We start from the raw sequence: 14,313 nt of genomic DNA on the forward strand, positions 1-14,313 counted from the left end.
CGCTTTTTAAAACCAATTGGCAAGGAACAACAATGACACAAGAAGAATTAGACGCTTTGATGAGTGGTGGCGATTTAGAAAACTTGGAAGCCTTAGAAACCAAAGAGGAGGCTAAAGAAGGAACTAAAGAAGAGCCTAAAGAGAGTAAAGAGAATTCCGGTTCTAGTGAAAAAATGACCGTCAAAAAGGAGGACGCTGAAAAATACGGCAAGATTAGCCCCAATGAATGGCCGCCCCCTCCCCCCACTGAAGAGCATAAGGTCGTGCATCAATTAGACGATGTTACAAGAGATTCTGAAGTGAAGGCCACGCAAATTTTTGATCAATTGGATCTGATTGGGGCTAGCGCTGAAAAGATCGCTAAAATGGTTAAAAAAATCCAAGAACCTTTGCAAAAACACCAAGAAATTTTTGACAATTTGCATGGCCATTTCCCCCATGTGGAATCTTTTAAAACCGCGCTCAACGAGCAACAAGAAATCCTAAACGCCCTTAAAAGCATTGAAGAAGAAGCCACTAATTGCTCTGATAGCTCCATGCAAGCGATGGATATTATGCAGTTTCAAGATATCCATCGCCAAAAAATTGAACGAGTGGTCAATGTCATGCGAGCGCTCAGCCAATACATGAATTCGCTTTTTGAAGGCAAAATTGATGATTCTAAGCGCGTGAGTTCAGCGACTTATATCACCGGCGATGACGATAAAGATTTAGCCAGCGCGGATGATATTGAAGCCTTGATCGCTTCTTTTGGAGCCAAGTAGTTTTGAACCAAGTTGAATTACTCTCTCCAGCCGGTAATTTAAAAAAACTTAAAATCGCTCTCAACTATGGGGCTGATGCGGTTTATGGGGGAGTGAGCCATTTTTCTTTACGCAATCGTGCAAGCAAGGAATTCACTTTAAAGACTTTCAAAGAAGGGATTGACTACGCCCATGCACTAAATAAAAAAGTCTATGCCACGATCAATGGTTTCCCCTTCAATTCACAGCTCAAGCTTTTAGAAGAACATATTGATAAAATGGCAGAATTGAAGCCAGACGCTTTTATTATCGCTGCACCTGGGGTAATCAAACTCGCTTTAAAAATCGCCCCGCATATCCCTATCCATTTATCCACGCAAGCGAATGTCTTGAATTTGCTAGATGCGCAAGTGTTTTATGATCTAGGGGTTAAACGCATTGTGTGCGCTAGGGAATTGAGCTTGAATGATGCGATTGAAATTAAAAAAGCCTTACCCGATTTAGAATTAGAAATCTTTGTGCATGGGAGCATGTGCTTTGCCTTTTCAGGGCGTTGCTTGATTTCGGCTTTACAAAAGGGGCGCGTGCCTAATAGAGGGAGTTGCGCGAATGATTGCCGGTTTGATTATGAATATTATGTGAAAAACCCAGATAACGGCGTGATGATGAGGTTGGTTGAAGAAGAGGGCGTAGGCACGCATATTTTTAACGCTAAAGATTTGAATCTCTCTAACCATATCGCTGAAATTTTAAGTTCAAACGCCATTAGCGCGCTTAAGATTGAAGGGCGCACCAAGTCCAGTTATTACGCCGCGCAAACCACGCGCATCTATCGTTTAGCGGTTGATGATTTTTACCATAACACCTTAAAGCCGAGTTTTTATGCTAGCGAATTGAACACGCTTAAAAACAGGGGTTTCACGGACGGCTATTTGATGCGAAGGCCTTTTGAAAGGTTGGATACTCAAAACCACCAAACAGCCATTAGCGAAGGGGATTTTCAAGTCAATGGCGAAATAACCGAAGACGGGCGTTTTTTTGCATGCAAATTCACCACGACCACTAACACCGCTTATGAAATCATCGCCCCAAAAAATGCCGCTATCACGCCCGTAGTCAATGAAATTGGCAAGATTTACACCTTTGAAAAACGCTCTTATTTAGTGCTGTATAAAATCCTTTTAGAAAATAACACCGAGTTAGAAACTATCCATAGCGGGAATGTGAATTTAGTGCGGCTGCCCGCACCCTTACCAGCTTTTAGTTTTTTGCGCACCCAAGTAGAGTCTAAAAATGGCGTTTAGAGATTAGGGATTAAAAACGATTAAGAGAAACGCATGCCCTTAGAAACTATCACGCTCGCTCGTATTTACGAAGAACAAGGGTTTTTTGAAGAAGCGTTGCAAATTTATACTAATATTTTAAAAAAAACCCCTGACCATGCAGAGGCGTTAAAACAAATGGAACGCTTGGAAAAAATCCAAAAAAATGGCGCTCCTTTCAAACACGATGCAACATTAGAGCGGCACTATTTGAATTTTATCAAAGGGGATTTTTTGAGCGTTGAAAATTTAGAAAAATGGCTGGTAGAATGGAATTGAAAAACATTATTTCAGAAACCCTCAATGAAATTGAAAAAATGGCTAAAACCATTGATAATAACTTTGATGCGGCGCAAAAAACGCCCTCTTTTTTTAAAACGCCTCCCTATTTGCAAAACACCCCAAACCCTCAAAACACCCCTTTAGAGCCAAAAAGTGCTACTAAAATAGAAACGCAAGAAAAAATCGCAGAAGAAAAAGAAGAAGCACAAGAAATCATTACAGAAGAAATCACGCCCAAAAACCCCACGCAAGCACCAATTTCAAACGAGAAGGTTTTTTTAAAAAACTTACTAGAAAGAACTTTAGTGTTATTTCAAGGCATGCAAGCTTTAGAAGAAAAAGAAGCCATGAAGCGTTTGGATTTAGTGGCGCGTTTCTTGCAATACCAATTGAGCGTGCTTGAAAAACGATTGGAATCTTTGGAGCGAGAAAACACAGAGTGAAAAACGATCAAAGGAATTTTTTAAAAACATTAAAAAATAAGACTTTATTTTTCAATATTCCATGAAAACAAAGCCTTAAATTTCTATTAATAACTATGATAATGTTTTGAATTTTTATTTTTAAGACATCTTTAAGGTATCTTTAGTAATAAAATGCTAAAATCAAGCCCTTAAAACATTAACAAAGTTAATCGTTTTTATAGAAATCATTGAAGGAGTTAATTGAAGTATGATAGAAGTTTTAATGATAGAAGATGATATAGAATTAGCCGAGTTTTTGAGCGAGTTTTTGCTCCAACATGGCATTCATGTAACCAATTACGATGAGCCATATACCGGTCTTAGTGCGGCTAACACACAAAATTATGATTTGTTGTTGTTGGATTTAACTTTGCCTAATTTAGACGGGCTTGAAGTGTGTAGGCGCATCTCCAAACAAAAACATATCCCTATTATTATTTCTTCAGCAAGAAGCGATGTGGAAGATAAGATTAAAGCGCTAGATTATGGGGCTGATGATTACCTCCCTAAACCCTATGATCCTAAGGAATTATTAGCTCGTATCCAATCCTTACTCAGGCGTTCTCATAAAAAAGAAGAAGTGAGTGAGCCAGGCGATGCGAATATCTTTAGGGTAGATAAGGACAGCCGAGAAGTGTATATGCATGAAAAAAAGCTAGACTTAACCAGGGCTGAATATGAAATCCTTTCGCTCCTCATTAGCAAAAAAGGTTATGTGTTTAGCCGTGAAAGCATTGCGATTGAGAGCGAGAGCATCAACCCTGAAAGCTCTAATAAAAGCATTGATGTGATCATTGGCCGTTTGCGATCTAAGATTGAAAAAAATCCTAAGCAGCCGCAATACATCATCTCTGTTAGAGGGATTGGTTATAAATTAGAATACTGATATTCTAATAAGGAGTTAAGGGATTTTGCGTTTCTCTATCTTTTTTAAAGTTGTCGCTTTGTTTATGATAACGCTCTTTAGTTTTGGAGCGTTCGCTTACTATTTCGTGTCTTCTCAAATCAGTCACGAAAACTATCAAAACGAAATGCGCCATTACCAGTTTGTTACCACTATCAATGAAATTTTAAATAACTACTCTGATTATAGAGCCATAGAAGATTACCTCTATAAAATTGGTTTTAGAGAAACCACAATAGAAAATTTAGAAAAGGTTTTAGCCAAAAGACGCCACCAGTTGCACCACAGGAATATTGGGTATGCTGAAGTGTTTAAATTCAGCGATATGGTTTTTATCCTTTTAAAAAAGGATGAGCATTTTGTGCTTTATAAAGATTTGCATTCGGTTTCTTATAGGAATTATTTCTTAGCGATTACGGTGGGTTTATTATTGATTTTATTCCTCTTTTTATTCGTTTTGCAGAGTTTATTGCCCTTAAGAGAGTTGAGATCTCAAGTGAAGCGATTCGCTCAAGGGGACAAAAGCGTGAGTTGTAAAAGCAAGCAAAAAGATGAAATAGGGGATCTGGCTAACGAATTTGACAATTGCATCCAAAAAATCAATGCGATGAATGAATCTCGGGTTTTATTTTTGCGCTCTATCATGCATGAATTGCGCACCCCTATCACTAAGGGCAAGATATTAAGCTCTATGCTCAAAGAAGAATTGCCACAAAAGCGCTTCATTTCCATTTTTGATCACCTAAACACGCTGATTGAGCAATTTGCCCGCATTGAGCAACTCGCTTCCAAAAACTATGGGAGCAATAAAGAAAAATTTTTAATGAGCGATTTGATCGATAAAATTGAAAAAATGCTTTTAATTGACGAGGATAAAGAAAGCCCTATCCATGTATTCTCTTCCAATTACATCATTGAAGCGGATTTTGAATTGTTTGCTATAGCGTTAAAAAACATGGTGGATAATGCGATCAAATACAGCGATGACAAGCAGGTGTTTTTGGATTTCATCGGCAATGATTTGGTGGTGTCTAATAAAAGCAAACCTTTAAAAGAAGATTTTGAAAAGTATTTGCAACCCTACTTTAAATCTTCTAACCCCAGCCAAGCCCATGGGTTTGGGTTAGGCATGTATATCATTAAAAACGCTTTAGAGGCTATGGGATTGAATTTGAGCTATCATTACAGCAATGGAAGAATTTGTTTCACTATCCATGATTGCGTTTTTAATAGTTTTTACGATTTAGAAGAAGATGATGAAGAGCTCCCCCCCCCCCCGAAAATTTGAGAGAGGTGAGCGCAATGAAGAGGATAGAAAAAGCCAATTATGGGGTTAAAGAAAAACAATAAAGAGAGAACATGTTCAAACGATTGAGAAGATTACGAAGCAGCGAAAACTTAAGAGCGATGATAAGAGAAACGCGTCTGAATATTGATGACTTCATCGCTCCCTTGTTTGTCATAGAAAGCGATAGTTATATTAAAAATGAAATCAACTCCATGCCTGGCGTTTATCAAATGAGTGTAGAGCCTCTTTTAAAAGAATGCGAAGAATTAGTGGGTTTAGGCATCAAAGCCGTTTTATTGTTTGGCATTCCTAAAAATAAGGACGCCACAGGAAGCCATGCATTAAATAAGGATCACATTGTCGCAAAAGCCGCTAGAGAGGTTAAAAAACGATTCAAGGATTTAATCGTTATAGCGGATTTGTGTTTTTGTGAATACACCGACCATGGGCATTGCGGGATTTTAGAAAACGATTCTGTGTCTAACGATAAAACGCTAGAGATTTTAAACCTTCAAGGGCTTATTTTGGCTGAAAGCGGTGTGGATATTCTAGCCCCAAGCAACATGATGGATGGGAATGTTTTGAACTTGAGGAAAACGCTAGATAACGCCGGGTATTTTTACACGCCCATCATGAGCTATTCCACTAAATTTGCGAGCAGCTATTACGGGCCTTTTAGAGATGTAGCCAATTCTGCACCGAGTTTTGGCGATCGCAAAAGCTATCAAATGGATTACGCTAATAAAAAAGAAGCGCTTTTAGAAAGCTTAGAAGATGAAAAACAGGGCGCGGATATTTTAATGGTGAAACCGGCTTTGGCGTATTTGGATATTGTTAAAGAAATCAGGGATCACACTTTGCTCCCTTTAGCGCTCTATAACGTGAGCGGGGAATACGCCATGTTCAAACTCGCTCAAAAACACAACCTGATCAACTATGAAAGCGTTTTATTAGAAACGATGACTTGTTTTAAAAGAGCGGGAGCGGATATGATTATTAGCTATCATGCTAAAGAAATGGCTAACTTATTACAAAGGAATTGAATGGGACGAGCGTTTGAATACAGAAGAGCGGCTAAAGAAAAACGATGGGATAAGATGAGTAAGGTTTTCCCCAAGCTCGCCAAAGCGATCACTCTAGCAGCAAAAGAGGGCGGGAGCGAGCCGGACACGAACGCCAAACTACGAACGGCGATTTTAAACGCCAAAGCGCAAAACATGCCTAAAGACAATATTGATGCAGCGATTAAAAGAGCGAGCAGTAAAGAGGGGAATTTGAGTGAAATCACTTATGAGGGTAAGGCGAATTTTGGCGTGTTAATCATTATAGAATGCATGACTGATAACCCCACTAGAACCATTGCTAACCTTAAAAGCTATTTCAATAAAACACAAGGGGCGAGCATCGTGCCTAATGGCTCTTTAGAATTTATGTTTAACCGAAAAAGCGTGTTTGAATGCTTGAAAAGTGAAGTGGAAAATTTAAAACTCAGCCTAGAAGATTTAGAATTCGCTCTCATTGATTATGGTTTGGAAGAATTAGAAGAAGTGGAAGACAGGATTATTATTAGGGGGGATTATAACAGCTTCAAGCTCTTAAATGAGGGGTTTGAAAGCTTGAGATTGCCCATTTTAAAAGCGAGTTTGCAGCGCATCGCCACAACGCCCATTGAATTGAATGACGAACAAATGGAGCTTACCGAAAAATTATTGGATAGGATTGAAGACGATGATGATGTGGTCGCGCTTTATACGAATATTGAGTGAAAGGCTAAAAGGCTCAAAGGCATTTTTACAATCCATAGTGAAAGTGGAACGCCCAAACGCTAAGGCATTAAGCTTTTTTAGACTGATGTTAGGGGAGAGTTTGGCTTTCACTCTGTGTCCCTATAATTAGGGATTTTACAGAGTTTGAGCGTCCAAAGTGCATTTAATCTTTTACGCACCATACCTTTAAAAGGCGTAACTCCCAACGCTTCCTACCATAGATGCGAATGCATGGGGATATTACACTATGAATGAGTAGCATTCAATTCAAACGCTAAAGGTATTTGGGCTTTCTGCTAAGGAGTTTAAAAATACTCAAAGTATTTTTAAAAATAAAAATAGTAAAGAGCTTGATTCCTAGTCAAACGATAGCTTTTTAGAAGCGGTCTTGGGGTTAAGGGAGGGTTGTAAGGGGATTATTTCAAAACACCCCCCTATCCTACTTAAGGAAATGAGTTTGAAAATAGAATGATCAAAACCCCATTTTTTAAAAAATTAAAAAATCAATAAGACTTTAGTTATTAGCAGATGAGAGCGGATCCAAATTCTAAGCGTTTAGATTTTATTGCGTCTCAATACCCCATCAATAGAGACGCTCAATCCCTATTTGATAACAAGAGAGTAGAAAGATTTCTATAAGATGAGTTTTTAATCATTAGCCCCTAAAACTCTGGCTTATTGCGTATCATCTTGCGTGTCGTTTTGCACGTCATCTTGCAAATTATCAGACTTCTTACCAATCACTTCTTCTAACATTTTACAGCTACCACTAAAGCCTAGAGTGCAACCTTTCTTATAATACGAAATGGCTTTATCTAAATCCTTTGGAGCGCCCTTACCCGTGTAATACATCACCGCTACATTATGACAACCGCTCCCCCTTTTTAAATAACAACCCTTTTTATAAAGATTCAAGGCTTGCTCTCCATTTTGTTTGACATCCATACCGACTTCATACATGTATCCCAAGCTCACACAGCTCGCTCCGTCTTTTAAATGGCACCCTCTTTTAAAATTCATAAGGGCTTTTTTCAAATCCTTCTCCACGCCTTTTGCGTTCCTATACATATACCCTACAAAGTTACAACTGATGCCATAATTCAAACTGCAAGCGTATTTAGAAAAAGAAAGGGCTTTGGCGTAATTTTGCTTAACGCCCGTACCATTAAAATACATAAAACCCAAACTACCGCAACTCACCCCACCTTTTAAGTGGCACCCTCTCCTATAATAATAGATAGCCTTTGGAAGGTCTTTTTGAACGCCATCGCCATCTTCATACATAGAGCCTAGACTCGCGCAAGCGAGATGATTCCTTAAATTACACCCTCTTCTGTAATAAAAAACGGCTTTTGAAATATTCTGATCCACGCCATCGCCATATTCATACATAGAGCCTAAACTCGTGCAACCAACCCCCATCCTCAAATTACAGCTCCTCTTATAAAAAGCCACCGCTCTATGGTAATCCCCTCTCTTAAGGGCTTGATTAGCCATCTTAAAATATTTCTCACCGGTTGTAGCCACCAAATGACCAAAACAGCTTGCCATTAAAAATAAAATCAAAACCCACTTTTTAGTCCAACTCTTTATCATCTCATTCCTTACAAAACTAAGCCAAGCTCGCACAAAGAAAAATCAGTAAAACCCCAATTTAATTGGCTATTATAGTATAATTATTAAAAAAATAAATTCAACTTTTGGATTAAATTGATTTAAAAAACCTATTTTAGGGAAACCACTTAAAATGAGTATCATTATTCCTATTGTCATCGCCTTTGACAATCATTACGCCATTCCGGCTGGCGTGAGCCTGTATTCCATGCTGGCTTGCGCTAAAACAAAACACCATGATAAAAAACTTTTTTATAAAATCCACTGCCTGGTGGATAATTTAAGCCTTGAAAACCAACAAAAATTAAAAGAGACTCTAGCCCCCTTTAGCACTTTTGCGAGCGTGGATTTTTTAGACATTTCAGATCCCAATAACCCTACTACTACCCTAGCAGAACCTTCTGTCATTGATAAAATCCATGAAGCTTTTTCACAGCTCAACATTTACGCTAAGACTCGCTTTTCTAAAATGGTCATGTGCCGCTTGTTTTTGGCTTCTTTATTCCCGCAATACGACAAAATCATCATGTTTGATGCGGACACTTTGTTTTTAAACGATGTGAGCGAGAGTTTTTTTATCCCGCTAGATTCTTATTATTTTGGAGCGGCTAAAGATTTTTCTTCTCCTAAAAGCCTTAAACATTTCCAAACAGAAAGGGAGAGAGAGCCTCGCCAAAAATTTTTTCTCCATGAGCATTACCTTAAAGAAAAAGACATGAAAATCATTTGTGAAAACCACTATAATGTTGGGTTTTTAATCGTGAATCTAAAGCTATGGCGCATGGATCATTTAGAAGAGTGCTTATTGGATTTAGCCCATCAAAAAGGCCAGTGCGTGTTTTGCCCTGAACAGGATCTTTTAACGCTCGCATGCTATCAAAAAGTTTTACAATTACCCTATATTTATAACACCCACCCTTTCATGGCCAATCAAAAACGCTTTATTCCTAGCCAACAAGAAATTATCATGCTGCATTTTTATTTTGTAGGAAAACCTTGGATTTCACCCATTGCTTTATATTCTAAAGAATGGCATGAGATTCTTTTAAAAACCCTTTTTTACGCTGAATATTCCGTGAAATTCCTTAAGCAAATGACAGAATGTTTAAGCCTTAAAGACAAACAAAAAACCTTTGAATTTCTTGCCCCCCTACTCAATCCAAAAACCCTTTTAGAATATGTCTTTTTTAGATTGAGTAAGATTTTCAAACGCTTAAAAGAAAGGTTTTTAAACTCTTAGCGTTCTCGTTTGGGCAACACGCTATAAGCGAATTTAACATAAATCGCCAAACTGATCAAAAGCACTGCCACGCCAATAGCCAAATACACCGCATAAGTGATTTTATCCGGTTCGCTCACGCTGAATTTAAACACTAACATTAACGCTTCAATGGCTAATGCGATAATGATAGAGCCTAAAAACCTGATCATCGTGCGGTGGATCGCATGGTGGTTGTCCCCACTATTTTTACCCAACACTTCCTCTTCAAAAATCGCCTTGACTAGATCAAAGGTGGCTAAGGCTAGGGTTAAAAGCACGATAGGGTGGAACACTTCTTTAATGTCAAAACTGCTAAAATGCACGATCGCTGTCCAAAAGCTAGAAATGCATTTCACGAATAAAAGCAGCGACACTAAAGTGAGCATGATAGAAATCATAAAATACATGACCATGCTCCCCTCGCTAAAGGTTTTAAAATACTTTGAAGGCGAGCTGATTTCAATCGCCACTCTCAAAGGGATTTGCAAGCACACCACAAACGCTAGATCGTTATTTTGATCATACACCGGGTAAGACGCGCTCACTACTAAATGGTTTCCTTTTTTAGAAGGATAGGGGTCGGTTAAAATGCAACGCTTTTCATTCACGGCTTGATAAAAATAATACTTATCGCTAAAACTGGCATGCGATTCTAATTCAATCCCTTCTGTTAAATCATGCTCTAATAGCCCTTCCTTATGCCCATGCTCTTTAAATTGGCTTGGTTTAAGCATGAGCATGCCCTTAGCGTCTAAAACAAAAAAACTTTTTGCCATTTTGATTTCAGCTTGCATTTTACTGATTTGCCTGTTTAAATAATCCAAAGTGATTTCAGGAAGGTGGTTGCGGATATTGTGCGAAAACAAATAAGTGAGATAGGCGTATAACTCGGTGCGGATCTTGGAATATTGGACAATGTCTCTACTTAACATCACAAGGCCTTTAAAAAAAATTTATGCGATGAATTGTAGCACTTGTTTTAAAGAATTATTTAAACCACCCCTTGCGTCAATGATAAAGGAGGCGTTTTTTTCATAGAGAGCTTGGCGTTTTTCAAAAAGCTCTTTGGCTTGAGTAAGGTTATTCAAAAGGGGGCGTTTTTCCCTTTCTTTTTGATTCAAACGCTTAATCAAGGTCTCAAAATCCATTTTGAGGTAAAAAGTTGTGCCTAAACCCTTAAGATTTTCATGCATCACAATGCCCCCACCGGTAGAAATGATATGGGGGGTTTTGAGCGTTTTTAATTCATCAATCAAATTTTTTTCAAACATCCTGAAATTGTCTTCGCCAAGCTCTTCAAAAATCTCCCTCACGCTCAAGCCCACCCTTTCGCTAATGATCATATCCGTATCCAGCACTTCTAATTTCAAAGCCAGCCCCAATTCTTGCGCTAGAGAGCTTTTACCGCTCCCCATAAAACCGATTAAGACTAAATGCTGCATGCTTTTATTTCAATTTTAATTCATACGCCCCATTTTTTTCTTCCAAAAGATAGCGGTATTTCCCGTCTAAAATGAGCGTGATGCGGTAATAATCTTTGTGTGTGCCGACTTTAATGTGAGAAAAAAACTTCTGGTTTAAATCCATATTTTGATAAATATCCAAAGGGCCTTTTTGCGTGTCTAACACGATTCTATAAGGATTGACCAGTACAAAAGAGCGCAAAATTTTATAAGGGGAACGCAAAATCATCGTGTTGTTTGCCATTAAAAAATCAAAATCTTGGATCTGATAGCGTTTTTCAAAGGTGGTTTGATTAAGGGTGTGTTGGGAGAGTTTTAAGGGGTAGTGCCAATCAATGCTTTTATCAATGCCCACGACTTTAGAATGGATAGAGCCATCAATATCCTGGTAAGTGAGCGTGATTTGTTTTAAAATCCTAGCGCTCGTAGGCAAATCCACATGGATTTCTTTGAGATAGTCATCATAGATCCCGCTAAAGCCCCCTTGCAAATTCTTGGAATTGATTTCAGGCTCAAAAGGGTTGTCTCTGGCTAATAAAACGCTTAAAACCGCCACCAAACCTATCATCTTTTTTAACACTACCATTTCCTTAAATCTAATCTCTAGGCCGTAACTCTCTCAATTCAAACAAACGCTTTTGCAAACGCACATTCTTGCTTTGCAATTCGGTGATTTCTTGTTGCAATCGTTCATGCTTGTCTCTTAAATCCAAATAAACCTCTAAAGAAGAACCCCCAAAAAGCAACTTCCCTAAATAATACCCAAACCCAAGCAGTAAGAGGAAAAAGACAATAAGGGAACTATGGCTATAAAAAAAATCTCGCGCTTTATTGTTTTTGATTTCATCGTTTTCAAAAAGGCTTTCAGCCATGCTTAAACAACTCTTTACCGATATAAATCCCCCCTTTTAATTCATGCTCAATCTCCAAAAGGCGGTTGTATTTAGCGATCCTTTCACTCCTTGCGGTGGATCCGGTTTTAATCTCTCCCGTATTCAATGCGACCGCAAAATCAGCGATAAAGCTGTCTTCACTCTCCCCGCTTCTATGGCTCATCACGCATTGATAAGCATGGTGTTTGGCTAATCTTATGGTCTCTAAAGTTTCACTAATGGTGCCGATTTGATTGGGTTTGATCAAAATGGCGTTCGCAACGTTTTTTTCAATGCCTTTTTGCAAGATGCTCGCGTTCGTTACAAACAAATCATCGCCCACTAATTGGATTTGACGCCCTAATTCCTTGCTTAAAAACGCCCAACCCTCCCAATCGTCTTCGCTCAAACCATCTTCAATAGACACAATCGGGTATTTTGCCACCAACTTTTTATAATAAGCCACTAATTCATGCGAATCTAGAATCTTATTTTCACCCTTTAAATGGTAATTGAAATGTTCATCCACCAATTCGCTGCTCGCTACATCTAAAGCGAGCACTATTTCTTCGCCTAATTTATAGCCGGCTTTTTCAATGGCTTGAGAAATGATTTCAAGGGGTTCTACATTGTTGTTAAAATTAGGCGCAAAACCCCCCTCATCGCCCACGCTTGTGAGTTGATTCTTTCCATCTAAAAGTTTTTTAAGCGTGTGATAGACTTCCGCGCTCGCTCTTAAGGCTTCTTTAAAACTTTCAAACCCTAAAGGCATGATCATGTATTCTTGAAAGTCTATGGAATTATTCGCATGCGTTCCGCCGTTGATGATATTGAGCATCGGCACCGGCAAAGTCAAAGCGTTAGCCCCCCCTAAATAGCGGTATAATGGCAGATTTAAAGCCTTCGCGCTAGCCCTTGCTAACGCCATAGAAACGCCCAAAACAGCGTTCGCCCCTAAATTAGCGTAATTAGGCGTGCCATCCAAAGCCCTTAACCTCTCATCCACAAAGGCTTGATTGATCGCTTCAAGCCCTATTAAATGGTGTTTGATCACGCTATTGACATTTTCGCATGCCCTTAAAACCCCTTTACCCAAAAAACGGGTTTTGTCATTATCCCTTAATTCTAACGCCTCTCTTTTACCGGTGCTCGCCCCGCTAGGCACAATCGCACTCGCCTTAGTGTTATCGCTTAAAATCACATTGGCTTGAATGGTAGGATTGCCCCTACTATCCATCACTTCTAAAGCATGAATGTCTTTAATGGTTAGCATCAAAATCCTTTTTATTCCATTTCTTCTAAAGGCTCATCGGGTAAGGGCATGATCTCTTCATTAGAGCCAATACTCTCTTTAATCTTAAGAGTGATTTCATTCGCTAGGGCTTTATCTTCTTTCAATAAGGCTTTAGCGTTTTCTCGGCCTTGCCCTAGCTTTTTATCCTGGTAACTAAGCCATGCCCCGCTCTTATCCACGATGTCTAATTTCACGCCATAGTCAATGATTTCGCCCTCTTTAGAAATCCCTTCCCCAAACATGATGTCAAATTCCGCTTCTCTAAAGGGCGGAGCGACTTTATTTTTAACCACTTTGGCTTTAGCCCTATTGCCAATATGCTGTTCGTTTTGTTTTAAAGCGGCGATTCTTCTAATATCAATCCTAACGCTCGCATAGAATTTTAAGGCATTGCCTCCGGTTGTGGTCTCTGGACTCCCATAACCCGTCATGCCGATCTTCATCCTTATTTGATTGATAAAAATGAGAGTGGTGTTCATCTTGTGCAAGACACCAGTGATTTTCCTTAACGCATGGCTCATAAGCCTTGCTTGCAAGCCCACATGCTGATCGCCCATATCCCCATCAATCTCCGCTTTAGGCGTAAGGGCCGCCACCGAATCCACCACCACTAAATCAATCCCCCCACTTCTGGTGATCGTTTCTAAAATCTCTAAGGCTTCTTCGCCCGTGCTTGGTTGGGAAACGAGTAGATTTTCTGTATCCACGCCCAGCCTCTTGGCATAATACACGTCTAGGGCATGCTCAGCGTCAATGAACGCGCACACGCCGCCATTTTTTTGGCATTCTGCGATAATGTGCAAGCTTAAAGTGGTCTTCCCGCTTGACTCTGGCCCATAAATTTCAATGATCCTACCCTTTGGAACGCCCCCAATCCCTAAAGCTAAATCCAATCCTAACGAGCCTGTAGAAATAGCGTCAATCTTTTCTACTTGCTTATCCCCAAGGCGCACCAACGCCCCCTTACCAAAAACCTTATCAATTTGTTTGATCGCTAAAGAAATCGCTTTTTGTTTGTCTTCATCTATTGCCATTAAATC

General features: G+C 39.2%; 16 protein-coding genes. 9 read left to right on the top strand and 7 right to left on the bottom strand.

Features of this window, described 5'->3' with window-relative positions; translation table 11 throughout:
• The first annotated feature begins 32 nt into the window (after window positions 1-32).
• The 8 genes from cheZ (at window position 33) to EXS92_RS01610 (ending at window position 6,769) form a co-directional block, all read left to right on the top strand.
• Window positions 33-764 carry a protein phosphatase CheZ gene (gene cheZ / locus EXS92_RS01575; protein ID WP_165515336.1) on the top strand — a complete coding sequence of 244 codons (732 nt, stop codon included), beginning with the start codon at window positions 33-35 and terminating at the stop codon, window positions 762-764.
• Between the two features lie 2 nt (window positions 765-766).
• On the top strand, window positions 767-2,047 hold the full coding sequence (locus EXS92_RS01580; protein ID WP_165515337.1) for a peptidase U32 family protein: 1,281 nt from the start codon (window positions 767-769) through the stop codon (window positions 2,045-2,047).
• A 33-nt stretch (window positions 2,048-2,080) separates the two neighbouring features.
• Window positions 2,081-2,344, top strand: a complete 264-nt coding sequence (locus EXS92_RS01585) for a tetratricopeptide repeat protein (protein ID WP_165515338.1) — start codon at window positions 2,081-2,083, stop codon at window positions 2,342-2,344.
• Window positions 2,335-2,790 carry a CiaD-like domain-containing protein gene (locus EXS92_RS01590; protein ID WP_165515339.1) on the top strand — a complete coding sequence of 152 codons (456 nt, stop codon included), beginning with the start codon at window positions 2,335-2,337 and terminating at the stop codon, window positions 2,788-2,790. The genes EXS92_RS01585 and EXS92_RS01590 overlap by 10 nt, the downstream gene beginning before the upstream one ends.
• A 229-nt stretch (window positions 2,791-3,019) precedes the next feature.
• Window positions 3,020-3,697, top strand: a complete 678-nt coding sequence (gene arsR, locus EXS92_RS01595; RefSeq protein ID WP_000573732.1) for an acid response regulator transcription factor ArsR — start codon at window positions 3,020-3,022, stop codon at window positions 3,695-3,697.
• A 25-nt stretch (window positions 3,698-3,722) separates the two neighbouring features.
• Window positions 3,723-5,003 carry an acid-sensing histidine kinase ArsS gene (arsS, locus tag EXS92_RS01600; RefSeq protein ID WP_165515340.1) on the top strand — a complete coding sequence of 427 codons (1,281 nt, stop codon included), beginning with the start codon at window positions 3,723-3,725 and terminating at the stop codon, window positions 5,001-5,003.
• Window positions 5,004-5,074: 71 nt separating this feature from the next.
• On the top strand, window positions 5,075-6,046 hold the full coding sequence (gene hemB, locus EXS92_RS01605) for a porphobilinogen synthase (RefSeq protein WP_165515341.1): 972 nt from the start codon (window positions 5,075-5,077) through the stop codon (window positions 6,044-6,046).
• The gene (locus EXS92_RS01610; protein ID WP_165515342.1) at window positions 6,047-6,769 is read left to right on the top strand and encodes a YebC/PmpR family DNA-binding transcriptional regulator; all 723 of its coding nucleotides are present in this window, start codon (window positions 6,047-6,049) and stop codon (window positions 6,767-6,769) included.
• A 675-nt stretch (window positions 6,770-7,444) separates the two neighbouring features.
• On the opposite strand, the gene EXS92_RS01615 is transcribed toward EXS92_RS01610, so the two are convergent.
• On the bottom strand, window positions 7,445-8,365 hold the full coding sequence (locus EXS92_RS01615) for a tetratricopeptide repeat protein (RefSeq protein WP_165515343.1): 921 nt from the start codon (window positions 8,363-8,365) through the stop codon (window positions 7,445-7,447).
• A gap of 151 nt (window positions 8,366-8,516) precedes the next feature.
• Between EXS92_RS01615 and rfaJ the strand changes: the two genes are divergently transcribed.
• Window positions 8,517-9,623 carry an HP0159 family lipopolysaccharide 1,6-glucosyltransferase gene (gene rfaJ, locus EXS92_RS01620; RefSeq protein ID WP_165515344.1) on the top strand — a complete coding sequence of 369 codons (1,107 nt, stop codon included), beginning with the start codon at window positions 8,517-8,519 and terminating at the stop codon, window positions 9,621-9,623.
• Here rfaJ and EXS92_RS01625 read toward each other — a convergent pair.
• Genes EXS92_RS01625 through recA form a run of 6 tightly spaced genes read right to left on the bottom strand, consistent with a single transcriptional unit; the run spans window position 9,620 to window position 14,307 of the window.
• Window positions 9,620-10,576 (bottom strand): PDC sensor domain-containing protein, encoded by a 957-nt coding sequence (locus EXS92_RS01625; protein ID WP_000952310.1) that lies wholly within the window; start codon window positions 10,574-10,576, stop codon window positions 9,620-9,622. The genes rfaJ and EXS92_RS01625 overlap by 4 nt on opposite strands.
• 21 nt (window positions 10,577-10,597) lie before the next feature.
• Window positions 10,598-11,086, bottom strand: a complete 489-nt coding sequence (locus EXS92_RS01630) for a shikimate kinase (RefSeq protein WP_001164277.1) — start codon at window positions 11,084-11,086, stop codon at window positions 10,598-10,600.
• A gap of 4 nt (window positions 11,087-11,090) precedes the next feature.
• Window positions 11,091-11,687 (bottom strand): AMIN domain-containing protein, encoded by a 597-nt coding sequence (locus tag EXS92_RS01635; RefSeq protein ID WP_341847347.1) that lies wholly within the window; start codon window positions 11,685-11,687, stop codon window positions 11,091-11,093.
• Between the two features lie 16 nt (window positions 11,688-11,703).
• Complete coding sequence (locus EXS92_RS01640) at window positions 11,704-11,979, bottom strand: hypothetical protein (protein ID WP_000841057.1); 276 nt, start codon at window positions 11,977-11,979, stop codon at window positions 11,704-11,706.
• Window positions 11,972-13,252 carry a phosphopyruvate hydratase gene (gene eno / locus EXS92_RS01645; protein WP_165515345.1) on the bottom strand — a complete coding sequence of 427 codons (1,281 nt, stop codon included), beginning with the start codon at window positions 13,250-13,252 and terminating at the stop codon, window positions 11,972-11,974. Before eno ends, EXS92_RS01640 begins: the two co-directional genes overlap by 8 nt.
• A gap of 11 nt (window positions 13,253-13,263) precedes the next feature.
• The gene (recA, locus tag EXS92_RS01650; RefSeq protein WP_000963114.1) at window positions 13,264-14,307 is read right to left on the bottom strand and encodes a recombinase RecA; all 1,044 of its coding nucleotides are present in this window, start codon (window positions 14,305-14,307) and stop codon (window positions 13,264-13,266) included.
• Window positions 14,308-14,313: the final 6 nt, after the last annotated feature.

Origin of the sequence: Helicobacter pylori (genome assembly GCF_011175115.1) — a bacterium.
GTDB classification, from domain to species: domain Bacteria; phylum Campylobacterota; class Campylobacteria; order Campylobacterales; family Helicobacteraceae; genus Helicobacter; species Helicobacter pylori_DF.

Coding starts and splice junctions, on each gene's coding strand:
- cheZ (WP_165515336.1), top strand. CDS start 33: ATGACACAAGAAGAATTAGACGCTTTGATGAGTGGTGGCGATTTAGAA.
- EXS92_RS01585 (WP_165515338.1), top strand. CDS start 2,081: ATGCCCTTAGAAACTATCACGCTCGCTCGTATTTACGAAGAACAAGGG.
- EXS92_RS01590 (WP_165515339.1), top strand. CDS start 2,335: ATGGAATTGAAAAACATTATTTCAGAAACCCTCAATGAAATTGAAAAA.
- arsR (WP_000573732.1), top strand. CDS start 3,020: ATGATAGAAGTTTTAATGATAGAAGATGATATAGAATTAGCCGAGTTT.
- hemB (WP_165515341.1), top strand. CDS start 5,075: ATGTTCAAACGATTGAGAAGATTACGAAGCAGCGAAAACTTAAGAGCG.
- EXS92_RS01610 (WP_165515342.1), top strand. CDS start 6,047: ATGGGACGAGCGTTTGAATACAGAAGAGCGGCTAAAGAAAAACGATGG.
- EXS92_RS01615 (WP_165515343.1), bottom strand. CDS start 8,365: ATGATAAAGAGTTGGACTAAAAAGTGGGTTTTGATTTTATTTTTAATG.
- rfaJ (WP_165515344.1), top strand. CDS start 8,517: ATGAGTATCATTATTCCTATTGTCATCGCCTTTGACAATCATTACGCC.
- EXS92_RS01625 (WP_000952310.1), bottom strand. CDS start 10,576: ATGTTAAGTAGAGACATTGTCCAATATTCCAAGATCCGCACCGAGTTA.
- EXS92_RS01630 (WP_001164277.1), bottom strand. CDS start 11,086: ATGCAGCATTTAGTCTTAATCGGTTTTATGGGGAGCGGTAAAAGCTCT.
- EXS92_RS01640 (WP_000841057.1), bottom strand. CDS start 11,979: ATGGCTGAAAGCCTTTTTGAAAACGATGAAATCAAAAACAATAAAGCG.
- eno (WP_165515345.1), bottom strand. CDS start 13,252: ATGCTAACCATTAAAGACATTCATGCTTTAGAAGTGATGGATAGTAGG.
- recA (WP_000963114.1), bottom strand. CDS start 14,307: ATGGCAATAGATGAAGACAAACAAAAAGCGATTTCTTTAGCGATCAAA.